The 25,407-nt window shown below is 71.8% G+C and carries 15 protein-coding genes and 2 tRNA genes; 9 read left to right on the top strand and 8 right to left on the bottom strand.

Annotated elements, in window-relative coordinates:
* Window positions 1-20: 20 nt before the first annotated feature.
* Window positions 21-4,655 carry a type I polyketide synthase gene (locus OG432_RS16955; RefSeq protein ID WP_328311775.1) on the bottom strand — a complete coding sequence of 1,545 codons (4,635 nt, stop codon included), beginning with the start codon at window positions 4,653-4,655 and terminating at the stop codon, window positions 21-23.
* Complete coding sequence (locus OG432_RS16950) at window positions 4,648-12,156, bottom strand: polyketide synthase (protein ID WP_328311774.1); 7,509 nt, start codon at window positions 12,154-12,156, stop codon at window positions 4,648-4,650. The genes OG432_RS16955 and OG432_RS16950 overlap by 8 nt, the downstream gene beginning before the upstream one ends.
* Before the next feature lie 660 nt (window positions 12,157-12,816).
* On the opposite strand from OG432_RS16950, the gene OG432_RS16945 reads away from it, so the two are divergent.
* The 4 genes from OG432_RS16945 to OG432_RS16930 are packed head-to-tail and all read left to right on the top strand — an operon-like array spanning window position 12,817 to window position 16,286.
* Complete coding sequence (locus OG432_RS16945) at window positions 12,817-13,686, top strand: 3-hydroxyacyl-CoA dehydrogenase family protein (RefSeq protein WP_328311773.1); 870 nt, start codon at window positions 12,817-12,819, stop codon at window positions 13,684-13,686.
* A 17-nt stretch (window positions 13,687-13,703) separates the two neighbouring features.
* Window positions 13,704-13,952, top strand: coding sequence for an acyl carrier protein (locus tag OG432_RS16940; RefSeq protein WP_328311772.1), 249 nt, complete (start codon window positions 13,704-13,706; stop codon window positions 13,950-13,952).
* Window positions 13,953-14,010: 58 nt separating this feature from the next.
* On the top strand, window positions 14,011-15,156 hold the full coding sequence (locus OG432_RS16935) for a hypothetical protein (RefSeq protein WP_328311771.1): 1,146 nt from the start codon (window positions 14,011-14,013) through the stop codon (window positions 15,154-15,156).
* A 5-nt stretch (window positions 15,157-15,161) separates the two neighbouring features.
* The gene (locus OG432_RS16930; protein WP_328311769.1) at window positions 15,162-16,286 is read left to right on the top strand and encodes an acyl-CoA dehydrogenase family protein; all 1,125 of its coding nucleotides are present in this window, start codon (window positions 15,162-15,164) and stop codon (window positions 16,284-16,286) included.
* Window positions 16,287-16,478: 192 nt separating this feature from the next.
* On the opposite strand, the gene OG432_RS16925 is transcribed toward OG432_RS16930, so the two are convergent.
* Complete coding sequence (locus OG432_RS16925; protein ID WP_328311767.1) at window positions 16,479-17,081, bottom strand: peptidase inhibitor family I36 protein; 603 nt, start codon at window positions 17,079-17,081, stop codon at window positions 16,479-16,481.
* A 266-nt stretch (window positions 17,082-17,347) separates the two neighbouring features.
* Between OG432_RS16925 and OG432_RS16920 the strand changes: the two genes are divergently transcribed.
* Both OG432_RS16920 and OG432_RS16915 read left to right on the top strand, forming a co-directional pair.
* Window positions 17,348-18,088 (top strand): peptidoglycan-binding protein, encoded by a 741-nt coding sequence (locus OG432_RS16920; protein ID WP_328311766.1) that lies wholly within the window; start codon window positions 17,348-17,350, stop codon window positions 18,086-18,088.
* Window positions 18,085-18,942 carry a helix-turn-helix domain-containing protein gene (locus tag OG432_RS16915; protein WP_328311764.1) on the top strand — a complete coding sequence of 286 codons (858 nt, stop codon included), beginning with the start codon at window positions 18,085-18,087 and terminating at the stop codon, window positions 18,940-18,942. The genes OG432_RS16920 and OG432_RS16915 overlap by 4 nt, the downstream gene beginning before the upstream one ends.
* A gap of 144 nt (window positions 18,943-19,086) precedes the next feature.
* Here the strand turns inward: OG432_RS16915 and OG432_RS16910 are convergent.
* Window positions 19,087-19,159, bottom strand: a tRNA-Ala gene (locus tag OG432_RS16910).
* Between the two features lie 152 nt (window positions 19,160-19,311).
* Between OG432_RS16910 and OG432_RS16905 the strand changes: the two genes are divergently transcribed.
* Window positions 19,312-19,860: a helix-turn-helix domain-containing protein gene (locus OG432_RS16905; RefSeq protein ID WP_267058290.1), complete on the top strand. Its 549-nt coding sequence runs from the start codon at window positions 19,312-19,314 to the stop codon at window positions 19,858-19,860.
* Between the two features lie 31 nt (window positions 19,861-19,891).
* On the top strand, window positions 19,892-21,730 hold the full coding sequence (locus tag OG432_RS16900) for a serine/threonine-protein kinase (RefSeq protein ID WP_328311763.1): 1,839 nt from the start codon (window positions 19,892-19,894) through the stop codon (window positions 21,728-21,730).
* A gap of 132 nt (window positions 21,731-21,862) precedes the next feature.
* On the opposite strand, the gene OG432_RS16895 is transcribed toward OG432_RS16900, so the two are convergent.
* A complete protein-coding gene (locus tag OG432_RS16895; protein ID WP_328311762.1) occupies window positions 21,863-23,143 on the bottom strand; it encodes a hypothetical protein in 1,281 nt (426 codons plus the stop codon).
* A 319-nt stretch (window positions 23,144-23,462) separates the two neighbouring features.
* Entirely contained in the window at window positions 23,463-23,597 is a 135-nt protein-coding gene (locus tag OG432_RS16890) for a DLW-39 family protein (protein ID WP_003958712.1), read from the bottom strand.
* A 223-nt stretch (window positions 23,598-23,820) separates the two neighbouring features.
* Between OG432_RS16890 and OG432_RS16885 the strand changes: the two genes are divergently transcribed.
* Window positions 23,821-24,195 (top strand): DUF6344 domain-containing protein, encoded by a 375-nt coding sequence (locus tag OG432_RS16885; protein ID WP_328311761.1) that lies wholly within the window; start codon window positions 23,821-23,823, stop codon window positions 24,193-24,195.
* A gap of 401 nt (window positions 24,196-24,596) precedes the next feature.
* Here the strand turns inward: OG432_RS16885 and OG432_RS16880 are convergent.
* A tRNA-Ile gene (locus tag OG432_RS16880) sits at window positions 24,597-24,670 on the bottom strand.
* Between the two features lie 97 nt (window positions 24,671-24,767).
* Window positions 24,768-25,406, bottom strand: a complete 639-nt coding sequence (locus OG432_RS16875) for a DUF3566 domain-containing protein (RefSeq protein ID WP_443058401.1) — start codon at window positions 25,404-25,406, stop codon at window positions 24,768-24,770.
* Window position 25,407: the final 1 nt, after the last annotated feature.

Raw genomic sequence — 25,407 nt, 5'->3', positions numbered from 1 at the left:
CGTGGTGCCCGGAGCGCGTGTCAGGTGCTCCGGTGGGTGCGGTACTTCTCGGCGATCCGGGCCATCAGGTCGGAGGCGGATGCCTCCGCCGGGGTCTCGGACGGGGGGCCGGACGGGGTCTCGGCCGGAGCTCCGGACGCGGTCCTCGTCGGCGCCGCCTGCCGCTCGGGCCCCGGGTCGCCGGCCGCGGGGGTGATGCCGAGTTCATCGGCCAGGAAGGAGACCAGCTCGTCGAGGGTCGGGTAGGTGAAGGCCACCGTGGTGGGCAGCCGCAGTTCGAGCCCGGCCGTGAGCCTGGCCCGGAACTCGACGGCCATCAGGGAGTCCATGCCGAGGCTGAAGAACCCCTGGTGCGGCCCCGGTGCCGAGCGCGATCCAAGGACTTCGCGCAGCATGCGTTCGACCTGGGCGGCCAGGAAGGCACGCCGATCGTCGGCGGCCGCCAACTCGGCGCGCAGGGAAGGCAGTTGGGCGGATTGCTGACCGGGTCGTTGGCCGGGCAGTGGACGGCCCGTGCCGGTCCCTGCGGCTCGCGCTCCGGCGGCTGCGGTGGCGCGTACGGAACCGGCTGCGGCTTCGGTGAACGCCGCCAGGTATCCGGCGGGCAGGCCCTCGCCGAGCGCGTCGCGGAACGTCGTCCAGTCCGCTCCGACCACGCCCACGGCGCCCGACGGAGCCGCCCCGCACGCCAGCTTCACCGTGATGCGGGCGCCCTGGTCCGGGGGGATCATGCGCAGGCCGATCCGCTCGTATGCGGCCGTGTCCCGCGCCCCCATGCCGACTTCGCCCCAGGGGCCCCAGTTGACCGAAAGACCCGGCAGGCCCTGCGCCCGCCGCGACGCCATCAACCCGTCGAGGAAGGCATTGGCAGCCGCGTAGGAAGCGGATCCGAGGGTGGGAACCAGGGCGGCGACGGAGGAGAAGGCCACGAAGAAGTCGAGCCCCACACCCCGCTCACGCAGCACCCGGTCCAGCTCCACACCACCCCGCACCTTCGGCGCGAACACCCCACCGAACCGCGATGCACTCTGACCACCCAGCACACCGTCATCCAGCACACCAGCCGCATGCACCACACCCCGCAACGGCGCCACACCCTCAGCCACCGCCACCAACCGCTCCACATCACCCCCACACGACACATCCGCGGCCACCACCGAAACCCGCGCCCCAAACCCCTCCATCACCCCAACACAACGCCGCACCTCACCCGACAAACCCGACGGATCCACACTCCGACCCGCCAACACCACATGACCCGCACCCTCACGCGCCAACCACTCACCCACCCGCAAACCCAACCCACCCAAACCACCCGTCACCAGATAACTCGCATCCGACGACAACCCCACCGACCCCTCGAAAAGGGGAGCGGTTTCGGTGACGGGGGTGAGGGTGGGTGTCAGGCGCAGCGCGCCGCGGACCGCACTGAGCGCGTGCGAGGTACGCAGGCCGTCCTCGACCGATGCGTCGGCATCCAGGTCGACGATGGAGCACTCCAGCTCCGGGTGCTCGGCACGCACCGTACGCACCAGACCCCACAGCGCCGCCTGCGCCGGATCCACCCGGTCGCCCGGCACGACCGCCTGACCGCCACGCGTCACCACACGCAACCGCACCGGCCGCCCACCAGCAGCCAACTCCTGCACCAACTCCAGCAACCCGACCGACAACTCCAGCGCACGATCGGCCACATCCACACCCGGCGCGGGCACAGCATCCGCCACGAACACCACATGATCGGCCTCGACCAGGTCACCCACCACCCGCACACCGGACACCACACCGGCACCCGCACCGGCACCGGCACCCCTCACCAGCCAACAGCCACCCAACTCCTCGACAGCCTCCCCGGCCACCTCACCCCACTCCACACCCACCAGCCAGTCCTCGTCCGACAGCCGGCCCGGGGTGATCGCGGGCTGCTCCTCGGTGAACCAGTGGCGTTCGCGCTGGAAGGGATAGGTGGGCAGGGTGACACCGCGGCGCGCGGCGGCGTACTCCTGGTCGAAGGCCCGCCAGTCGACGGCGACGCCCCGCACGTGGAGCGCGGCGAGGCTGCCGAGCAGCTCGGTCCAGTCGCGGCCCGGCCGCAGGCTGGGCAGCCACAGCGCGTCGGCGTCCGGCAGGCAGTCGCGGCCCAGGCCGAGCAGGACGGGCTTGGGGCCGATCTCCACGAAGGCGCGGGCACCGGTCTCGTACGCGGCGCGCATCCCGTCGGCGAACCGGACCGGGGCCAGCGCGTGCCGCACCCAGTAGGCGGGGTCGCACAGCTCGTCGGCGCCGACCGGGCCGCCCGTGACGTTGGAGATCACGGGGATGCGCGGCTTGGCGTACGTGACGCTCTTGGCGACCGCGGTCAGCGGCTCCGCGATGGAGGCCATCAACGGGGAGTGGAAGGCGTGCGACACCTTGAGCCCGCGACTGGTGACACCCTGCCGGGCGAGTTCGGCGACGGCCTGCGCCGTCTGGTCGCCGTCGCCCGAAATCACCAGCTCCTCGGGCCCGTTGACGGCGGCGACCGCCACCAGCGGGTAGCGGCCCACGACCTCCTCGATCAGCCCGGGGCGCCCCCGCAGGGAAACCATGACGCCGCCCTCGGGCAGTTCCTGCATCAGCCGGCCGCGCTCGGCGACCAGGCGCAGGCCGTCCGCCAGGGAGAACACCCCGGCGACACAGGCGGCGACGAGCTCGCCCACGCTGTGGCCGAGAACGCTCCGCGGCTCGACGCCCCACGACCGCCACAGCTGGGCGAGGGCGTACTCGACCGCGAACAGCGCGGGCTGGGTGAACCGGGTGCGGTCGAGCTCGTCGCCCGGCTCGTCCGAGGGCTCCGGGTGGAGCAGCGCCGTCAGGGACCGGCCGAGCAGCGGGTCGAGGATCTGGGCACAGCTGTCGATCGCCCGCCGGTACACCGGCTGGGTGCGGTACAACTCGGCTCCCATGCCCGGGTATTGGCTGCCCTGGCCGGTGAAGAGGAAGGCCACGTCGGGAACCGAGCGCTGCCCCTGGACGTGCCCGGTGAGCAGACCCGGCTCCTCGCCGGTCAGCTGCCGCACCAGGTGTTCCGCGGAGTCGGCGACGACGGCCGCCCGGTGCTCCAGGTGGCTGCGTCCGGTGTTGGCCGTGAAGCACACGTCGGCCAGCGCCGCGCCGTCCGCGCCGTCCGCCACGAACGCGGCCGTCCGCCGCACCGAATCGGCGAGGGCCTGCTCGGTCGCGCCCGAGAGGCCGAGGACGTGCACGGGGCGGTCGGCCGGCGGCGTCGCGGGCCGCGGCTCACGCGGTGCGGCCTCCAGGACCACATGGCAGTTGGTGCCGCTGAAACCGAACGAGCTGACACCGGCGATCCGCCGCTCCCCGGTCCACGGCTCGGCCGAGGTCGGGATCCGCAGCGCCAGCGCGTCCCAGTCGATGAACGGGTTGGGGGTGCTGAAGTGCAGGGTCGGCGGAATCTCCGCGTGCCACAGGGCGAGCACCGTCTTGATGACGCCCGCGATGCCGGCCGCGGATTCCAGGTGCCCGAAGTTGGACTTGACCGAGCCGACCACCAGGGGGCTCGGCCGCTCGCCGAACACCGCGCCGAGCGCAGCGGCCTCGATCGGGTCGCCCAGGGCGGTCCCCGTGCCGTGCGCCTCGATGTAGCCGACCTCTTCGGGCCCGATGCCGGAGTCCTGGAGCGCGCGGCGCACGACGTCCTGCTGCGAGGGACCGTGCGGCACGGTGAGCCCGCTGCGGTGCCCGTCCTGGTTGGTGGCACTGCCGCGGATCACGGCGAGGATCCGGTCCCCGTCGCGCCGCGCGTCCTCCAGCCGCTTGAGCACGATCATTCCGCAGCCCTCGGCCCGTACGTACCCGTTGGCCTCGGCGTCGAAGGGCTTGCAGCGTCCGTCCGGGGACATCATGCGGCCCTTGGACAGACTGATCGTCTCGTGCGGGGTGACGATCTGGTTCACGCCGCCCGCGAGCGCCATGTCACAGGCTCCGCTGCGCAGGTTCATCACGGCGAGGTGCACCGAGACCGCGGACGAGGAGCAGGCGGTGTCGACGGAGAGCGAGGGGCCCGTCAGACCCAGGAAGTACGAGAGCCTGCCGCTCGCCGTGCTGGTGGTGCTGCCCGAGCTGAAGTAGCCGTCGAGCGACTCGGCCCCGCCGGACACCATCGCCTCGCGGTAGTCGACATTGCTGATGCCCACGAACACTCCGGTCCGCGCGGGCAGGCTCTTCACGGGCATGCCCGCGTGCTCGAACGCCTCCCAGGAGACCTCCATGAGCAGCCGCTGCTGCGGATCGATGCTGGCCGCCTCGCGGGCGGAGATCCCGAACAACGAGGCGTCGAACTGGGTGAGGCCGTCGATGAATCCGCCGTGCCGGGTGGACATCTTGCCCGGCGCGTCCGGGTCGGGGTCGTAGTAGGCGTCGATGTCCCACCGGTCGGCTGGGACCTCGGTGACCGCGTCACGGCCCTCGGACAGGAGCTTCCAGTACGCGTCGGGGCCCTCGGCGCCCGGGAAGCGGCAGCCCATGCCGACGATCGCGACGGGGCCGGGGCGCGAAGAGCTCTCGCGCGCCTCGTCGACCGCGGCCTCCAGCTCCTCGATCCGGGCCAGCGCGCCGCGCAGCAGGGCCTCGTACGTCTCGTTCTTCTCATGCATGGTCGATGTTCCCGATCCCGAGCTTCCTGGCCAGCAGTCGAGCCACGTCGTCCACGGACCCGTCGCCGATGTCGTCGGTGGTGCCGGAGGCGCCGGCGGCGGTGCCGGCGTCCGTTGCGGTGCCGGTGGTGTCCGTGCCGGTGTCCGTGGTGTCGGGGTGGTCGGCGCGGGCGGCGTCCTCGGCGTCGTCGTCGGCGATGCCGACCACGTCCCACAGGTGGCCGGTGAGCGAGGACAGCGTCGGGTAGTCGAAGACCACCGTCTGGCCGAGGCGGCAACCCAGCGCGGTCTGGAGCCTGTTGCGCAGTTCGATGGAGCCGAGGGAGTCCAGGCCGAGCGAGAAGAAACCCGCGTCCGGCTCCAGACCGCGGTCCGAGCCGAGGCTCTGCAGCACCTGCTCCCACACCTGGTCGGCGAGCAGCGCACGGCGGCGTCCCGGCTCCGTCGCCGCGAGCCGTTCCTGGAACGTCTCGGCGGGGGCGGCGGGCCGGCCGGCCGCGGGCCGCTGCCGGAACCCCGACAGGAACGGCACCGGGCCGACCTGGTGCTCCATGAACCGGGGCCACTGGATCGGCAGCACCGCGACCGCGGCGCTTTCCGGGCGCGCCCCGAGCAGCGCGCCGAGCGCGTCGACGCCCTGCTGCTTCGGGATGACCCCTTCGCCGATCCGCTCCAGCTTGCTGTCGAGGCCCAGCCGGGCGCTCATTCCGGTCTCGGCCCAGGAGCCCCACTGCACGGCGAGCGCCGGCAGGCCGAGGCCGCGCCGGTAGGAGGCGAGGCCGTCCACATAGGCGTTGGCCGCGGCGTAGTTGGACTGCCCGGGGGCGCCGAGCGCGGAGGACACCGAGGAGAACATCACGAAGAAGTCCAGCGGCAGGCCCTCGGTCAGCCGGTGCAGCAGCCAGGCGCCGCGCGCCTTGGCCGCGAAGACCCGCTCGAAGCGCCCGGCCGACTGCTGGTGCAGCACCCCGTCGTCCAGGGCCCCGGCCAGGTGCAGCACTCCGCGCAGCGGGGGCAGCTCCGGGTCCTCGGCGATCATGCGTAGGCACGCGGCGAGCTGCGCCTCGTCGGCGACGTCCGCCGCGACGGTCTCCACGCGGGTCCCGGCGGCGCGCAGCCCGGCCAGCACCTCTTCGGCGGCCTCCTGCGGCGCGCCGCGCCCGAGGAGGACCAGATGGCGTGCGCCGCGCTCGTGCAGCAGCCGGGCCGTTTCCAGTCCGAGCCCGCCGAGGCCTCCGGTGATCAGGTAACTGCCGTCCGCGCGCGGGCCGTTGGCGCCGCCGGAGCCGGGGCCCTCGGCGCCGGGCGCCGTCCTGACCAGCCGCGCCACGTGCCGTATCCCGCCGCGGTAGGCGATCTGGTCCTCGTCCGTCGCGCCGGCGCGGTTCAGCTCCGCGGCGAGCACCCCGGCCTGCTCCGCGGCGGGCAGGGCCGGGTCGAGGTCGATCTGCGCGTACCCCAGGTCCACCTGCTCCAGGCCGATCACGCGGCCCAGACCCCACAGCGCGGCCTGCGCCGGATCGCGTACCTCCTGGTCCGCGACGGCCTGTGCGCCCCGGGTCACGACGCGGAGCCTGCCGGCGTCCCCGCCGCGGGCGATCAGCGCCTGCGCCAGGTGCAGCATCCGCACGCTGTGGTCGAGCGCCTCCTGCGACGAGGGGGCCGCCGCCGCGTCCGCGGGCCAGGCGGCCACGACCAGGTCCGGCTCGCCCCCCGCCCCGTCGAGCAGCCGCGCGAACGCGTCAGGGCCCTCGGCGCCTGCCGGGTCCACGACCACGCAGTCGACACCGTTGCCGCGCGCCGTGTCGGCCAGCGCGTGCGCGGCCGGCCCTTCGGACAGGACGAGCCAGCGCTTGGGGCCCGCGGCGGAGCCGGCGGCCGGCGGCTCGGGCGTCCAGGAGGCGCGGTACAGCCACTGCTGCCAGGCGGCGTCGGGGCGGCCCACCATGGCTTGGCGGTGCGCCCGCTTGAGGAGCACGCCCTCCATGGTGAGGACGACCCGCCCGTCGGCGTCGTACAGGTCCACGTCGCCGTGCAGGGTCTCGGGGTCGTCGCTGTCGGCGGGCCGCAGCCGGGCGTGGCACCACGCGTGGGTGCCGACCCGCTCGTGGAACAGGAGCCGCTCCACACCGACCGGCACATAGGTGCGGCGCCCGTACTTCTCGGGGTACGTCACCGTCAGCGCCAGGAAGCAGGCCTCCAGCAGGACGGGGTGGATCCGGTAGCGCGAGGCCTCGGCGCGCAGTTCCGGCGGCAGGGCGATCCGCGCCAGGCATTTCTGATCCTCGCGCCACAGCCGTTCGGTGGCCCAGAACAGCGGGCCCAGGTCGATCTCGCGCTCCCGCTCGCCCTGGTAGATGTCCTCGACCGGGATCTCGCCGGTGAAACGCGCCCGCAGGCTCTCCAGCGACTCGGCGGCGCGCTCCCCTTCCCGGCCGCCGGGCCGTCCCGCGGGGGCGGGGGCGAGGCTTCCCGAGATGTGCAGCGTCCAGGGCCGCGCGCCGGCGCCGGACGGGCGGGAGAAGATCCCGAGTCCGTGCGCCCCCTCGCCGTCCGGCTTCAGGACGATCTGGGCGTCCCGGTCGGCGTGTTCGTCGGAGAAGGTCATGGCCCGGTGGATGAAGAAGTCCCGCAGCTCGACGCCCTCGCTGCCGAAGGCCTCCTGCCCCGCGGCGAACGCGGTCGACAGATAGGCCACGCCGGGCATCACGATGGTCTGGAACACCCGGTGGTCGCCGAGCCACGGCAGGTGCCGCGCTCCCACCACCGACTGGAAGCGGACCTCGTCGCTGTCGGCCAGGTCCACGGGCCGCCCGATCAGGGGCTGCTCCCCGGACGCGGCGGGAGCGGCGGTGGCGGGCACCGCCGCGGGTGCGTCGATCCAGTGCCGCTGCCGCTGCCACGGGTAGGTGGGCAGCGCGCGACGCCGGTGCTCCCCGGGCGCGTACAGGCGCGGCAGGTCGACATGCAGGCCGGCCTGCCACATGTCCCTTACCGCTTCCAGCAGTTGGGCCTCTTCGCGGCCGGGGCGCAGGCTCGGTGCCAGGAGCGCGGGGGTGTCACCGAGCTCGGCGGCGACGAACTGCAGCAGGGTGGGCCGGGGCGAGATCTCCACGAAGACCTCGGCGCCGGCGCGGGCCATCGCGGCCACGCCGTCGGCGAACCGCACGGGCCGCATGACGTGCTCGACCCAGTAGGAGGCGTGCGCCATCTCCTCACCGATGATCTCGCCGGTGACGTTGGAGACGACGGGCGTGCTCGGCGCCGCGTAGTCGACCCGCTCGGCGGCCTGCGCGAACCGAGCCAGCATCGGCTCCATCGACGGCGAGTGGAAGGCGTGCGAGACGGTCAGCTCACGGTGCCTGACGCCGTGCTCGGTGAGGGCGGCGACGATCTCCTCGACGGCGTCGCCCCGGCCGGACACGACGGTGGACGCGGCGGCGTTCACCGCGGCGACGGAGACGTGCTCGCGGTACGGGGCGATGAGCGGTGCGACCTCGGCCTCCGCAAGGGCCACCGAGACCATCCGGCCGCCGGCGGGCAGCGCCTGCATCAGGCGGCCGCGCTCGGCGACCAGCGTCAGGGCGTCCCTGAGCGAGAAGACTCCGGCCCGGCAGGCCGCGACGTACTCGCCGAGGCTGTGCCCGATCATCACGTCGGGGCGCACCCCCCACGCCTCCCACAGCTCGGCGAGCGCGAACTCGACGGCGAACAGGGCGGGTTGGGCGTACGCGGTCTCGTCCACCGGGGAGCTGTCGCCCTCGGCGGGGAACAGCACCTCGAGGAGCGGGCGCTCCAGCTGGCCCTCCAGGAGCCCGGCGCAGCGGTCGAGGGCGGCCCGGAAGACGGGCTGCGTCGCGTACAGCTCGCGGCCCATGCCCGCGTACTGCGATCCCTGCCCGCTGAACACGAACGCGGTGCGACCGGCCGTGCGAGCGCCGGTGCGCGTGCCGGTGGCGGCGCGCGCGTCGGCGTCCGGTCCTGCGGGGCCGTTCGTGGCCGCCACCTCGAGCGCGGCCCGTGCCTCCCGGCCGTCACGGGCGACGACGGCGAGGCGGTGGTCGAACACCGTGCGTCCCGCGGCGGCGGTGAAACACACGTCGCCGAAGGGGAGTTCGGGATGTTCGTCGAGGTGTCGGAGGTAGCGGCCGGCCAGCTCGCGCAGGGCCTGGGGGCCGCGGGCGCTCAGCGCGAGCAGCCGCGGGCGGCCGCTCCCGGGTTCGCGCGGGGCGGCGGGCGGGGGCTCGGGTGCCTCTTCGAGCACGACGTGGCAGTTGGTGCCGCCCATGCCGAAGGAACTGACGCCGGCCCGCCGCGGAGCGCCGTCGGATTCCCACGCGGTGGTCGTCGTGTTGACGAAGAACGGGCCCGATGCGAAGTCGATCCGGGGGTTGGGGGACGTGAAGTGCAGGCTCGGCGGGAGCGTGCGGTGTTCGACGGCCAGCGCGGCCTTCACCAGTCCGGCGATTCCCGCGGCCTCGTCGAGATGGCCGATGTTGGTCTTGACCGATCCGATCGCGCACGACTGTGGCGCGAGCCCCGCGGAGCTCTCCCGGAACGCCTCGGTGAGGGCGGCGACCTCGATCGGGTCGCCCACCGCCGTACCGGTCCCGTGGGCCTCGACGTAGCCGACGCTCGCCGCGTCGACGCCCGCGTCGGCGAGCGCCTCCCGGATCACGTCGGCCTGGCGCGTGACGCTCGGCGCGGTGAAGCCGACCTTGTCCGAGCCGTCGTTGTTGACCGCCGAGCCCTTGATCACGGCGATGATGTTGTCGCCGTCCGCCACGGCCTCGTCGAGCCGCTTGAGCAGCACCACACCGCAGCCGTTGCCGAACAGGGTGCCTTCCGCCTCGGCGTCGAACGCCCGGCAGTGGCCGTCGCGCGAACGGATCATGCCCTCTTCGTGGAGGTAGCCGCCCTTCTGCGGCACCACGATCGACACGCCTCCGGCCAGCGCCATCGCGCTCTCCCCCGACCGCAGGCTGCGGCAGGCGAGGTGCAGGGCGACCAGCGAGGTGGAGCAGGCCGTCTGGACGTTGATGCTGGGGCCCCGCAGGTCGAGCTTGTACGAGACGCGGGTCGGCAGGTAGTTGCGGTCGTTGCCGAGCTTCAGCTGGAACTGGAGCATGTCGGCCTCGATGAACGGGCCGTTCGCCGGGTGGCCGTAGTGCGGGTTGAGGTTGTTCATCAGGTACGTGCTCAGGCTGGACCCGGCGAAGACGCCGACCGGGCCGCGGTCGTCGCCCGGCACGTACCCGGCGTTCTCGAACGCCTCCCAGGCGCATTCGAGGAACACCCGCTGCTGGGGGTCGACGAGGGCGGCCTCCTTGGCGGTGATCTGGAAGAAGTCCGCGTCGAACAGCTCGATGTCGGGCAGCACCGCGCCGGCCCTGACGTAGTCGGGGTGGCCGGCCAACCGGGCGTCCGCCTGGTCGAGTTCGGCCGCGGACAGCTGGGTGACGGACTCCACGCCGTCGCGCAGGTTCCGCCAGAACGTCTCCAGGTCACCGGCTCCGGGGAAACGGCCCGCCATGCCGATCACCGCGATGTCGGCGCCCGCCGCCGGCGCGGGCCCGCGCGCGGGCCGGGACGCGGCCGCACCGCTCGTCCCGTCCTCATCGAGGTGGGCGGCGAGGCCCCGCACCGTGGGGTGGCGGAACAGGTCGACCACGGAGAAGGCACGCCCGAGCGTCTCGGAGAGGCGGCGCTGGACCTCCATCAGGTGCAGAGAGGTCCCGCCGATGTCGAAGAAGTTGTCGTCGGGCCCGACCGCGTCGAGCCGCAGGACGGCCCGGAGGACCTCGGAGACGAGCCGTTCGGTGGGCGAGCCGGCACGCGACGGCGCGGGCCCGTCGAGGCGTGCGAAGACCTCGGGCGCGGTGAGGCCCCGACGGTCCGTCTTGCCGCTCGACGTCAGCGGCATCGCGTCCCGTACGAGGTAGGCCTCGGGCACCATGTGGCGCGGCAGCCGGTCGGAGAGGTGGGTGTGCAGGCGCTTGGGCAGCTGGTCGCGGGCGACGCCCTCGCGTGCCACCAGATGCGCCACCAGTCGCTTGTGGCCCCCGACCTCGTGGGCCAGGACGACGGCCTCCCGTACGTCCGGGTGAGCCGCGAGCACCGCCTCGATCTCGCCGGGCTCGATGCGCATGCCCCGGATCTTGACCTGGTCGTCCATCCGGCCCAGGTGCTCGATCCCGCCGTCGTCGGCGGCGCGGGCGAGGTCGCCCGTGCGGTAGAGCAGGCCCTCCCCGAACGGGTCGTCGACGAACCGCTCGGCGGTCAGATCCGGCCGCCCGAGGTAGCCGCCCGCCACACCGGCGCCCGCGACGCACAGCTCGCCCTCGGTGCCGGCCGGCACCTGGCGCAGCTCCGCGTCCAGGACGTACACGCGAACGTTGTCGATGGGCAGGCCGGCCGGCACGGTCGTGGGCCACTGGGCCGGGTCGCCTTCGAGGGTGCGGGTGGTGGCGTCCTGGAATTCGGTCGCCCCGAAGTGGTTGTGCAGCAGCGCACCGGTGCGCCGGAACAGGTCGGCCATCGCCGGGGTGATCACCAGGCGCTCGCCCGTCGTGATCACTTCGGCGAGGGCCAGGGGAGCGGTGTTCGTCAGGGCCGCCTCGGCGAGCTGGGTGAGGGCGGTGACGGGCACGAAGAGACGCTCGACGCGCTGCGCGGCGAGGAAGTCGACCAGTGCGAAGGAGTCGCGCCGTACGTCCTCGTCGGCCAGCACGAGGGTGCCGCCGAAGCACAGCGTCGAGAAGATCTCGTGGAAGGAGAAGTCGAAGCTCACCGCGCAGAACTGGGCGGTACGGGAGCCACAGCTGCCGGGCCTGGTGCGGTCGTGCCAGGTCAGCATGTTGACCAGGGACCGGTGGGACATGGCGACGCCCTTGGGGCGCCCGGTCGATCCCGAGGTGTAGATGACGTAGGCCGCGGCGCTCGGGTCGGCGGCGGGACGCTCCGCGCGCTCCCCGTCCGCTTCCCCGCGCTCCCCGCCCGCATCCGACGGGTCCGCGGCGCACCACTGCTCGTCGACGACCAGCGTTTCACGTGCCACAGACGGAAGTTGGCGCGATCCGTCCGTGACGAACACGCCGATCCCGGCCTGCTCCACGACGTAGCGCAGCCGCTCCTCCGGGTCCCCTGCGTCCAACGGGACATAGCAGGCACCCGACTTGAGGACGCCGAGCATCGCGGCGAACAGGCCGGGGGACCGCCGCATGCACAGGGCGACGGGCTCTCCCGGGCGCACGCCGGCGGACAGCAGCCAGTCGGCCACGCGGTCGGCCAGCGCGTCGAGTTGACCATAGGTCAACAGGCGCTCCCCGTCCACGACGGCGATCGCGTCGGCGCCGCCCCGCACACCGGGTCCCGCGGTGCCACGGGCCGTCTGTTCGAAAAGCTCATGGACGGCGAGGGAAGGCACATCGACCGAGCTGCCGCACCACGCGCTCAACTGGCGTTCGGAGTCGGAACGGTGGTTGCCGACCGGGCTGTTCATGGTGCTGTTCCCCCAGAGTGTCACTACCGTTCACACGGAAGCCGTTGGCAAGCCCAATCGGGAACAAGACCGTTGGGATTCATCTACGGCGCATGCAGTGAGGCCCGAGCGGGCAGATCAGACGCGGGGCTCCCGGCGGGAGCCGTACACGTGCGCCCTCTGTCCATTGAACGGATGCCACTGCCACTGGTCCCAGCCAGACTAGGCATGCAAGTCCCCCTGTTGACAAGGGGGTTCAATGAGGTACCGAGATCCCTTGCTTGGTGCCCAGCTCCCCCTGCCTGTGACCGATCGTGCACGGATACGCAGACAATGTCCAGGATCAATTGTTGTTGCTGTGATCACTTGGGGGATGCCCTCTGAACAGGTAAGCTGCCGCGGAGTTGACTTGGTACAGCCGTTGACAGCATCACGTGTTACGTGTCCTGATTTGGTCGGCACCTTCTTGGCCAAAAGCAGAGGCTTGCATTGCCCACCAGCCGATGAGCGGGCGTGGGGCCGGACCGCCTTTTCCCCACGGGGAGTTCGGGCGACGCCCCTTCGGATTCCCGCCGGGCGGACGCTGCATGCGCGTTCCGCAGACATCAATCAAAGACCGATGACTTCATGACCGGGATTGTCGCGATCACGGCTCGACGCGGGGAGATTGAGGTAATAGCCATGGTGAACGTTCGTACCGTCGGTGTAATCGGCGCCGGGGTGATGGGAAGGGGCGTCACCATCGCACTGCGCCAGGCCGGGTTCAAGGTGATCCTCGTCGACCGCAGCGAGGAGATCCTGGAGCGGACCCGGGCCCAGCTGCGCGACGACGTCCGGCTGTACTCGATGCTCGCCCCGGCCTCCGCGATCACCGCCGAGGAACTCGTGGCGGAGACGACCTTCACCACCGACATCCAGCAGCTCGCCACGGCCGACTTCGTGGTCGAGAACGCCACGGAGCGGTGGGAGGTGAAGCGGCCCATCTACGAGCAGCTGGGGAAGATCTGCGGCCCCGACGTCATCATCGCGGTGAACACCTCGGCCATATCGATTACCCGGCTGGGCGGCCTTACGGGCCGACCGGAGAACGTCATCGGCATGCATTTCATGAACCCGGTGCCGCTGAAGCCTACGGTCGAGGTCATCCGGGCTCACCACACCTCAGAATCAACGATCGAAGCCTCGCGCGACTTCCTGTCGGCTCTTGGCAAGAAGAGCATCGTCGTGAACGATTCCCCCGGCTTCGTCACCAACCGCGTCATGATGCTCACCGTCAACGAGGCGGCCTTCCTCGTGCACGAGGGAGTCGCGTCGGCCGCGGACACGGACCGGCTCTTCGTGGAGTGCTTCGGCCACACCATGGGCCCGCTGGAGACCGCCGACCTCATCGGGCTCGACACCGTCCTGCTCTCGATCGAGGTCCTGTACGACGAGTTCAAGGACAGCAAGTACCGCCCCTGCCCACTGCTCACCAAGCTGGTGGACGCGGGGCTGCACGGCCGCAAGACCGGACAGGGTTTCTTCAACTACGCAGCCGGCAAGCGCGGCTGAAGGAAAGGGGCAGAGCAATGGCCGACATGGACAACAAAGCAGCCATTCGTGAGTTCATTCTCGAAAACATCTCGGAGTCGTCCGTGGGAGACGACGACGACATCTTCGAACGGGGCCTCGTGCGCTCCATGTTCGTGATGCAACTGGTTCTCTTCGCGGAGCAGGAATTCGCCATATCCGTCACCGGAGACGACCTGCAGTTCGACAATTTCCGTACGGTGAACCGCATCGACGGACTCATTACCCGCAAACTCGCCGCCGCCTGACGGCCGGGTCAGAGAGGGCCTTCGGATGCCGACTGTAACTTTCTCTCTAGCCCAACGCGTGCCGGACAGCCTTGCGTCCGAACTGATGAAGCGGCTCTTCTTCGTATCCAGCTCCATCGAAGAGTTCAAGCTGTTCAATGAGGACGGGTTCGTGGACCGGGTCGAGCTCACGCTGAACTCGGCGGACTCCGGCGATCTGGCCGAGAAGCTCAATAGGATGGTGGCGGAGCAGATCCTGCCCCAGCGCCCTCTTCCGCCCCGCGTCGTATGGGAATCCACGCGCCGGGAAACGGAGTTCACCGACGCGTTTCCCGAACTCCTCGAGCAGGGCGCCGTGTTCGTGTCCGGAGAGGGCCAAGTCGGCTTCGGGGAACCCCTGATCTCCCTCTTCGCCTTCCTGGACAAGCGGCTTCGGGCCATCGCCCTGAGTCTCGACCACGCTCGGGAGTACCAGTACCCGACGCTGCTGCCGACCAGCGTGCTCGACCGGTTCGGGTACTTCGGCTCGTTCCCGCAGTTCCCCATGTTCGTGACCCGGCTGCACAACGACATCGACGTGTACCAGCGGTTCGTCGAGGAGTACAAGGCCGAGCAGCGGCTGCCCGACGGCCTCTTCGCCCACTGCTCGAACCAGGACTACTGCCTGCCGCCGACCATGTGCTACCACAGCTTCCACCAGTTCCAGGGAAGCCAGTTGGAGGGCGACTCGGTCTTCACGGCCCGGGGCAAGTCGTTCCGGCACGAGTCCCGCTACCACACGAGCCTGGAGCGGCTCTGGGACTTCACGATCCGCGAGATCGTCTTCATGGGCACCCCGGAGTTCGCCGCCGAGTGCCGCACGTCCGTGATGCGCCAGACGTTCGCGCTGATGGAGGAGTTGGAGCTGGTCAGCGGCTGCGAGGTGGCCAACGACCACTTCTTCGCCAACGCCGACACGGCGAGCCGGATCCTCTCCCAGCGGATGATGGAGCTCAAGTTCGAACTCCAGGTGCCGGTCGCGTCCGACCGGTCCATCGCGGTCGGCTCGTTCAACCTCCACGGTCACTTCTTCGGGGAGTCCTTCGAGATCAACGGCCCACAGGGCGGACCGATCGCCAGCGGATGCGTCGGATTCGGTCTGGAACGGCTGGTCCACGCGTTCGTGAGCCAGCACGGCATCGACCCCGCGGCATGGCCGGCGGCAGTTGCACAGGAGATTGGGTAGACGCAATGCAGTACGCACTGACCGGGCAACAGCGCGAGGACCAGGCCGCGTTCGCCCGGTTCGCCGATGACCACCTCCTCCCGCACGCGAACCAGTGGGACCGGGACCAGGCGCTGTCCGACGACATCGTCGCGCTCCTCGGCAAGTCCCGTCTGCTGGTGCCGACGCTGCCCACCGAGGCGGGCGGCCAGGGCATGGACACGGAGACCTACGGCCTGCTCAGCGAGGAGCTGGGCCGCGGCTGCGGCAACATCCGCAACCTGGTGGCGGTCCAGGGAATGGTCGCCCACGCCCTTCTCAAATGGGGCACCAAGGAGCAGTCCGACCGCTGGGTGCCGCGCATCGGCACCGGCGAGAGCGTCGGCGCGTTCGCCCTCACGGAGCCGGAGACCGGCAGCGACGCTCGAAACGGCTCGATGACCGCCGAGCGGGTCGGCGAGACCTTCGTCCTCAACGGGCGCAAGAAATGGATCAGTTTCGGCCAACGTGCCGAGATCTTCCTCGTCTTCGCCCGGCTGGACGGTGACCCGGCGGCCTTCGTGGTCGAGCGGGGCACCGAGGGCTTCACCACCGAGCCGATCTCCGGGCTGCTCGGCCTGCGCGCCTCCGAGCTCGCGGAGCTCTCGTTCGACGACTGTGCCGTTCCCGCGGCCAACCTGATCAGCCACGGCCGGCTCACCTTCGACCTGGTGGCCACCGGCTCCCTCGACTACGGCCGGTTCAGCACGGCGTACGGGTCGGTGGGCCTGGCCCAGGGCTGTCTGACGGCGAGCCTGGAGTACGCCCGCGAGCGTACGCAGTTCGGCGTCCCGCTGGGGGAGCACCAGCTGGTGCGGGGCCTGCTCACCGACATGACCGCCTCGGTGGAGGCGGCCCGGCTGCTCTGCCGGCAGGCCGGTGCGCTGCGCGCCGCCAACCACCGGGACGCCATCCGCCAGACCCTGATCGCCAAGTACTTCGCCTCCCGGGCCGGCTTCCAGGCCGCGAGCGACGCCGTACAGCTCCACGGCGCCAACGGCGTGGGCCCGGACTTCCCGGTCCAGCGCCACCTCCGTGACGCCAAGATCCAGGAGATCATCGAGGGCACCACCCAGATCCAGCAGCTCCAGATCGCCGACCTGACGCTCTGATCCGATCCGCCCCGATCCGCCCCCGCTCCGACCGGGCCGGCAGGTCGTGACGGTCGTGACGGCGCGAGAACGCGGTACAGCGAAACGCTGGGGCAGCACCCACCCGGGTGCTGCCCCAGCGCTCGTCCGCCGCCGGTCAGGACCGGGCCGTCAGGACCGGGCCGTCAGGACCAGGCCGTCAGGACCGGGCCGTCAGCAGGGCTGCACCCTCCAGACGGGCCCCCAGTTGCCGTGGGGGTCGAACGAGCCGTTCGGGTCGTTGGCAGGGGGCGTCGTGAAGACGACCTTGCCGGTCTTGCCGTACATCTTGGCCCTGTGCGAGCCGGTCTGGTGATTCCACCAGGAGCCGCCGCTGTTCCACCCGTCGGGGATCTCGAACTTGGCGCCGCACGTGCCGCGTTGCCAGATCTTCCCCGTGTACTCGGCTCCCTTCCACCCGCAGAAGTTGCCGTACTTGCACTCCGCCAGCGCGGCGGCCCTGGCATTCGCGGCGGGGCCGGCGCCGGTGGCCAGGTCGCGTGCGTACTTCTCACCGGGCACCGGGATCAGGACGCTGGCGTCACCGGCGAGCTCGATGCGGTTCGCCGACACCTGGCGCCCGCCGGTCTCGGCGAGCGTCGCGTCGACCTGGTGCTGCAACTCCGCGCTCTGTGCGGCCGAAAGACCGCCGCGCACACTCTGCGCCGAGAACGCGGGGTGGGCGACGGGTGAGGCCGAGGCGGGCCCCGTCTGCCCGATCGCCGCCAGAGCGGCGACGGCGGCGACGCAGGCCGCCATGCGTGTCGTACGGATCATGATTGCTGGCTCCTCCACTGGAGACGGCGGCCGGAACGGGAGCGCCCCGGCCGAACACCTCGAGCTTCGATCCGTCGGTATCGGGCGGTCCACGGGCCATCGGCAGCTGACCTCAACGCGGGATGTCCCACCTCGTGACCTGCCCCTTCGAGCACCGGCGTGAGGTCTGGCCGGGATGAGTCGGGAGCCGTGGACGCCCAGCCGGTATCGTCGATGGGCTCCGCAGGGGGCGATCCGGGGGAGATCGGGGGACGAACATGGCGCGGTTGTCAGCACTTCCCGAGGGCTTGGACCCTCATGTCCGCGACCTCATCACCGAGTTACGTGCCATGAAGGAGCGCGCCGAACTCGGCAACGTGAGGATCGCCGCCCGGACGGGGTTCAGCACCTCCTCCTGGCAGCGCTATCTCTCCGGGCGCACGCTCCCTCCCGCACAGGCGGTGGAGGCGCTGGCCCGCGCGGCGGGAGCGGACGAGGCACGAGCCCTGGCGCTGCACCGGCTGGCCGTGGCCGCCTGGGATCAGCGCTCCGCCGAAGCCCCCGAAGACCGGCGCGAGGGGCGCGACGGGCGCGAGGGGCGCGACGGGCGCGAGGGGCGCGACGGGCGCGAGGGGCCGCCCGGGGACGGGCGGCGGATGAGGCGCGGGTGGCTCGCGGCAGGGGCGGCAGCACTCGTGGCCGTGCTCGGCGCACTGGCCCTCGTCCTGCACCCGTGGCAGCACGACAGCGACGCCGCGGTCTCCTACGCCTGCCGGATCAGCCAGTCCGGCGCCCAGTGGCACGCCGGTCTCAGCGATACCCGTACCGCCGTCCTCGGACAGGGCAACGCCGGCCCCGACGTCGCCGAGGCGCAGTGCCTGCTGACCCGGGCGGGGTTCCCCGTCGGTGAAGTGGACGGCCTGTACGGCCCGATGACGGAACGAGCCGTCAAACGATTCCAGAGCGGGCACCACTTGGTACCCGACGGAACGATGGGCCCCCACACCTGGAACGCCCTGCGGGCATGACCGGGACGTCCCCCGTGCGGGGCTCCGAGCCCGAGGAACCCTCCCGCGCACAGGACCGGCTGGTGACGGAGCTTCGCCTCCTGCGCGCCCGTACCGGCCTCAGCCTCGTGGCGCTCGCCGAGAAGACCCCCTTCAGCAAGTCCTCCTGGGAGCGCTATCTGAGCGCCAGGACGAGGCTGCCCCGTTCGGCCGTGGAGGAGCTCTGCCGCATCGCCGGTGAGCCGCCCGACGTGATGCTCGCCCTGTGGGACCTGGCCGCTCCGGCCTGGCGCACCGCGGGCGCGTCCAAGAAACGCGCGACGCCGGAACCGCCCCCGCTACGGGCCGGGCAGGAGGGCGGCCGCCCTCGCTCGCAGCGGACCCCGCCGGCGGCCGGCCGCCCGCCCGGCCCGGTCCACCGCCGACGTGTACTGCCGGCTGCCCTCGCGGTCGGGGCCATCGCGGCGATCGGCGCACTGCTGCACCACCTGTCGGGTGCCGCGGCCGACCCGGTGCGCTGCCATCGGGCCGCCTGCGACAACCGCAGCCCGGCGAGCAGCCTCTGCGCCGAGCATTCGACCACCCTGGACGCCCACCGGCTGACCACCGGCCAGCTCGTCGAGATTCGCTACAGTCCCCCGTGCGGGACAGCCTGGGCCCGCATCGGCAACACCCACATCGGGGACCAGGTCCGCCTCGCTGTTCCCGGCGCCCCCAGCCGCACGGCGACCGTCTCCGACGAACTGGACGCACAGGGGTACGTGTACACCCCGATGAACTCCGTCGGGGGCGGGCAGCCCATCACCGCGTGCCTCCTTCCGGCCACGAGGAGGGACCCCTCCTGTTTCACCGCGGCCATCCAGGCGTCTCCCTAGCCGCGGGCCGCGCCGGTGCGGGCCCCGGCGTCCCGTGGGCACGGGCGGGCGCGGGTGGGGCGGGGCGGGGCGGGCCGGGGCACAGGCAGACGAAAAAAGCCCTCCCGGCCCACGTTTCCGCAGGTCAAGAGGGCTTTTCTTCTGTGGAGCCTAGGAGATTCGAACTCCTGACATCTGCCTTGCAAAGGCAGCGCTCTACCAACTGAGCTAAGGCCCCGGGTGAGGTGGTGCGGGACCAGAGTACCGGGTCGGACCGGGGTTCTCGCAAAAGGATTGGGGCTCCCGGTGAACGACCACTCTCCGTAAGATGCTCGTCGAGGTTCGCACCCGTGAAGCGGCCTCGATGGGGAAGCGATGGGGAGACGCGCAATGGACACAGCACAGCAGGAAGCGACCGCCAGAGCGAGGGAGCTTCAGCGGAGCTGGTACGGAGAGCCGCTGGGGGCGCTCTTCCGCCGCCTGATAGACGACCTCGGGCTCAACCAGGCCCGGCTCGCCGCCGTTCTCGGGCTCTCGGCGCCCATGCTGTCGCAGCTGATGAGCGGGCAGCGCGCCAAGATCGGCAATCCCGCCGTCGTGCAGCGCGTCCAGTCGCTCCAGGATCTGGCGGGGCAGGTCGCCGACGGCAGTGTGAGCGCCGTGGAGGCCACCGACCGGATGGAAGAGATCAAGAAGTCGCAGGGAGGCTCGGTGCTGACCAACACCGGCCAGACGACGTCCAGTTCGGGAGCGCCGACCGTACGGCGCGTGGTGCGCGAGATCCAGTCGCTGCTGCGCTCGGTGGCGGCCGCCGGAGACATCATCGACGCCGCCGAGACCCTCGCCCCCGCCCACCCCGAGCTGGCAGAGTTCCTCCGGGTGTACGGCGCGGGGCGCACTTCCGAGGCGGTCGCGCACTACGAGGCGCACCAGAGCTGACAACGGTCCGATCGATCCTGGGGGGCGCCGGGTGGGTGAGGTCTTCGCCGGTCGGTACGAGCTGGTCGACCCGGTCGGACGGGGCGGGGCCGGAGCCGTCTGGCGCGCCTGGGACCGGCGCAGGCGCCGCTACGTGGCGGCGAAGGTGCTTCAGCAGAGCGATGCCCACACCCTGCTGCGGTTCGTCCGCGAGCAGGCCCTCAGGATCGATCATCCGCACGTGCTCGCCCCGGCCAGCTGGGCCGCCGACGACGACAAGGTCCTGTTCACCATGGACCTGGTGAGCGGCGGCTCGCTGGCCCATCTCATCGGCGACTACGGGCCCTTGCCGCCGCGCTTCGTGTGCACCCTGCTCGACCAGCTCCTGGCCGGCCTCGCCGCGGTCCACGCGGAGGGCGTCGTCCACCGCGACATCAAGCCGGCCAACGTCCTGCTGGAGGCCACCGGCGGCGGCCGCCCCCACCTGCGCCTCTCCGACTTCGGCATCTCCATGCGCAAGGACGAGCCCCGCCTCACCGAGACCAACTACGTGGTGGGGACGCCGGGTTACTTCGCGCCCGAGCAGATGATGGGCGCCGAACCCGACTTCCCCGCCGACCTCTTCGCGGTCGGCCTGGTTGCCCTGTACCTGTTGGAGGGCAGCAAGCCGGACGCGCGGGCCCTCGTGGAGTACTTCGCCGCGCACGGCACCCCGGGCGCCCCTCAGGGCGTGCCCGAACCCCTGTGGCAGGTCCTCGCGGGGCTGCTCCAGCCGAACCCGCAGAACCGGTTCCGCACGGCCACGGGGGCGCGCAAGGCGCTGGCGTCGGCGGTTGAGCTGCTGCCCGAGCAGGACCCGGACGAGGAGCCCGTCGAGGTCTTCGACCAGATCGGCCCCCTGCCGCCCGGCTTCGCCGACCACGGCCCGGAGCGGGCGCCCCGCGCCGCGACCGAACCCCAGGCCACCGAACCCGGTCGTCTTCGGCCGACGGACACCTCCGGCGACGCGTCGGGCGCTTACGCGCAACAGGCCTTCCGCGCGGGCGAGTCGTGGCCCTCGCCCGCGGGCGAGTCGTGGCCCTCGCCTTCGGGGCCGGCTCCGGAGACGGGGCCTGGTCCGGGGGCCGGTCCGGGAGTCGGTCGGGAGCCTGGTGCGGGGGCTGGTTTGGGGCCTGGTTGGGGTCCCGGCCCGGATTCGGCCCCGGGGGCGGCTTCAGGCTCGGGGGCGGCTTCAGGCTCGGGGCTGGAGGCGGCTTCGGGTTCGGGGGCGGGTTCAGGCTGGGGGGCGGCTTCAGGCTTGGGGCTGGAGGCGGCTTCGGGGTTGGAGGCGGCTTCAGGCTCGGGGGCGGCTTCAGGCTCGGGGCTGGGACCGGATTCGGCTTCGACCCGGAGGCCTGGGCTGGGGCCGTCAGCGGTTCCTCCGGAGGGCTCGGCTGCGGCCGCCTTCCCCCCGCCCCCACCACAGCCGCCGACCCCTCCCACCCAAGCTCCTGCCACCCGGACTCCTCCCACTCAGGCGCCCCGCGCCCAGGCGCCCCGCGCCCACGGCATTTCCCCACAAGACCCGTCCGCGCAGGCCTTCGCCTCGCACGTTTTTCCCGGCCAGGCACCGTCGCCCTCGTACCTCCTGCCGCCGCACTACGAGCAGACACCGCCCACGCCCGCGACGACCCCGTACACGACGCCCTACCCCGGCTCGTACGCGGCCCCGCATCCCCCTTCCGTTCCGCATTCCGTCGTGGCGCCCCAAGTTCCCGTACAGGGAGCCCCCTTGGGGCGGCCGCCGGCGCGGCGTTCGCGCCCCGGGCCGCCCCGCAAGGTCGCGGTCCCCGTGCTCCTGGTGGCGCTGGTGTGCTTCGCGGTCGGCTTCTGGGCGCTGACGCGGATCTGACGGGCGCGGCACGGGCGTCGGGACGCGGCACGGCGGCCGCTCCCGCCCCGGACGTGGCACGGGGGCATCGGGATGCGGCACGGGGGCATCGGGATGCGGCACGGGGTCATCGGGATGCGGTGCGGGCTCCGGCTACCAGGAGTGGGGTGGCCCGAAGCCCTGCGCGTCCGGGGCGGGAGCGGCCGCCGCCGCGCGCCGGCGGGCCACCACGGTCCACAGCCCGAGCCCGGCCACCAGCACCGTGCCCGTGCCGATGCCGAGGGCCGCGAGAAGTTTCATCGAGGTGCCGCCGGCAGAGGAGCCGCCGGCCCCGCCGAAGTCGGGCGCGGGACCCGCGTAGGCGGGAGCCGCATCCTTCGCTCCTCGTACGGTCAGCTTCAGCGTCACGTCGTAGGACGTGTCTCCGAAGGTCTGCCCGACCTCGGGGCTGAGGGAGACGGCCAGGTAGTAGGGGCCGCTGAGCCGCATCGCCGAGGTCTCGTCGGAGGGCGAGTACCGGTTGTCGTAGGCGACCGGGGCCAGCGGGTCGAGCGAGGCCTCCTTGCGCCGGCCGTCGTACGGCGCCGACGCACCGGCGACCGGGCCCCGCTCGGGGTTGTAGAGCTGGAGGGACAGCGCGGTGCCGACATAGCCGGTCCGTGCGGTGGTGATGCCGTCCAGACTGCCGCTGACGAAGAGCTGCCGGCCCCAGTCGAGCGGCACCTGGAAGAAATGGGTCTCGCCCGGCCGGACGGCGTCCTCCCACTGGCCGCCGGAGAGTTCGGCCGCGTCATGGAAGCCGGTGCCGCCGTGGACCCGGCGCGGGGTGCCGGCCGACGGAGTCGGCGACGCGGAGGGCCAGCCCGACGGCGCCGTGCCCGGCCCGGCGCCCTCGCGGGTGGGCTCGGTCGAATACCGCAGGTCCAGGCCCCAGTCGGCGGGCGTGGAGCCGGGATCGTCCTCCCGCTCGACCACCATGAAGTACGAGCCGGGTTCCTGACAGGTCGACAGGCTCTTGCGGACGGCGCGGTAGGCATAGGCGGCGACGGGGTGCGGGTACTGCGCCGAGCCGATCGAACGGCGCTGGGCGTCGCAGGTCTCGCCGTCGGCGTCCTGGATCGACACCCGGACCGAGTCGCCGTAGGCGAGCTTGGCGCCCGCGGGGCCCGGCAGGGCGACGGCCGAAGCGTAGGCGTCCTTCTTCCCGTCGAGACTCAGGCGGAAATAGAGCTTGCCCCCGGGCTTGATGAGCGACCTGTAGGCGGTGTCGGCCTTCAGCACCGGTGCGTCGGTGCCCTGCCCGCCGCCCGACACGTCCTGCACACCGTCGGGAAAGCGGTACGGGGACGGAGCCCCGGCCGCGTGCACGGGCCCCGGCGCCGCCAAGAGCAAACAGAGCGCGGCCGCCCACACCCCCGCTCTCGCCGCGGCCATCGCCGCCGTCGTACGCGGTCGCGGCGCATGCGCCGTCCCCTTATATACCGACGCCCTGCGTGCCAGCACCACACGCCGTACTCCTCCACGCGCTGCCGCGAGCAGCGCCATATATACGGAAGCCACCGCGTGCGCAGTGGCTGGATGTGCTGCCGCCCGGGACCTGCTGTGCCTCGTCCTCACGTCGCCCCGCCCACCTTTGCCCTCGCAAGTCAACTCTTAGCTCACGTGAACTCGCCGGCGCCCGGGGCCTGCCCCGGGACAGCACGAAGCCCCGGCCACCTCAGTGGCCGGGGCTTCGCAACCGGGTCTTTCGGTCTCACACACCCGAACCTGCGGGCACGGAGTCGGTCGCCTCCGTCCACAGATCCTGCTCGGCGCGATCCGCCTGGATCTGGCGGTACACGAGGAGCCCGCCGATGGCGGCCAGTGCGACCAGGAGAAGCTTCTTCACCGCGCGACCTCGTCTTTCCTTGACGTAAGGGACCTCTGTCGCCCGACTATACACACCGATCGATATCGACCGGTGATGCTCCATCCGTGTGTAGTTCATCGGAAGATCCGTCGATACGGTGCGTCGCTCCTCGCCTCGCCGACCGCCCCCACACATCATCGGATACAACGCAATTCGGGCAACCCAACAGCACATGTCTGCTTACGGAAGAAGCGAGGACGTCATGGCAACCAGCAAGCTCACGACCTGGTGGACCGCACTCATCGGCGCGCTGGTCGCGCTCCTCGCCTCCCTCGGCCTGGCCGGCCAGGCCACTGCCGCCGCCGCCCCCTCGGCTTCCGTACCGCAGCACGACGTGACGTACAACCGCAGCGAACCGGCCACCTCCGTTGCGCCGGCCGTGCAATGGGCCCTGCCCGCCGCGTCGGCGCTGCCGCCCACCATGAAGCAGCGCATCCGTGCCGAGGCCCACGGCTCCTCGCCCTCCTCCCGCCACCGCGGTGACGTCCGCGACACGGCGGACGACCCCACGTCGGGCGACGACGGCGCCGCGGAGCCGGCCGAAGACCCGGCCGCAGCGGAAACCCCGTCCTCCTGACCCCACCCGCTCTGCCCGAGCTGCGAGCCCGGCAACTCCTCGGAGTTGCCGGGCTCTTCGGCGTCCGGAGCTCCTGTCCCCGGCACTCCGACGCCCCGCCGACGACACCTGTTCCGTCACCGTCCAGCACGCCGGCGCCGAGGCCGGCGCCGTCCAGCACGCCGGCGCCCCGTCTCCGGCGAACCGGGCCTGCCCCACCCCTCGGCTCCCCGGACGCCACACCCCCACGGCTCACCCCAGCCCCGCCCACGGCCCCACCCGGGTCCAAGCCCTCAGACCCCGACTCCCAAGCCCCCAGCCCACCCAGGCCCGGCCGAAACCCACACCCATACCCACCCACAGGCCGGGCTCGGAAACGCCGAAGACCCCCAACCGCGATCGGTTGGGGGTCTTCGTCACTGTGGGGCTAACAGGATTTGAACCTGTGGCCTCATCCTTATCAGGGATGCGCTCTAACCAACTGAGCTATAGCCCCGCCGCGTCTCGCGGGATGTCCCGCGCGCCGACCTCTGAAGATTAGCGCACGGGACGGCCAGTCCCAAAATCGATATGCGAGCCGCCGTGAACTGCGGCTACTCGTCCTCGGCCAGAGTGAGCTCGACACCGCCCACGAAGCCCGCCGAGAGGTTGTAGATGAAGGCGCCGAGCGTCGCGAGCGCCGTGGCGAGCACCACGTCGATCACCGCGATGACCGAGGTGAAGAGCAGCACCCGCGGCAGCGACAGGAACGACTGGAGGTCGAAGCCGTTGGACTCGTTCGAGCCGGTGGCCTCGCTGATCGTGCCGCCGACCGTGGAGAACACACCCATGGCGTCCATGACCATCCACAGCACCGCGGCCGCGATGACCGTGCAGATGCCGAGCGCGATGGACAGCAGGAAGCTGACCTTCATCACCGACCACGGGTCGGCCTTGGCCACCCGCAGCCGGGCCTTGCGCGTACGGGGCGCCGTGCGGGCCCCCGTGCGCGGCCGCCGCATTCCCTCACCGGTGCGCTGCGGCGCCGGATACGCCTGCGGCGGATGGTAGGGCTGCTGTCCGCCGTGCGCGGTCTTCTCGCGCTCGCCGGGCAGCGCGCCGCCACCCTCGTACTCCGCCCGGCCCTTGGCCCCGCGGGTCTCCGTCACCGTTACCCCCTGGGAGTCCGCGGCAGGGCCACGGGCACCGTTTGCTCCGGAAGCGGCCGCTCCGGCGCCCGTGGCTCCACTCACG

It is taken from the genome of Streptomyces sp. NBC_00442 (assembly GCF_036014195.1).
Classification (GTDB): Bacteria; Actinomycetota; Actinomycetes; order Streptomycetales; family Streptomycetaceae; genus Streptomyces.
This window is presented reverse-complemented; position numbering and strand designations above follow the sequence as displayed.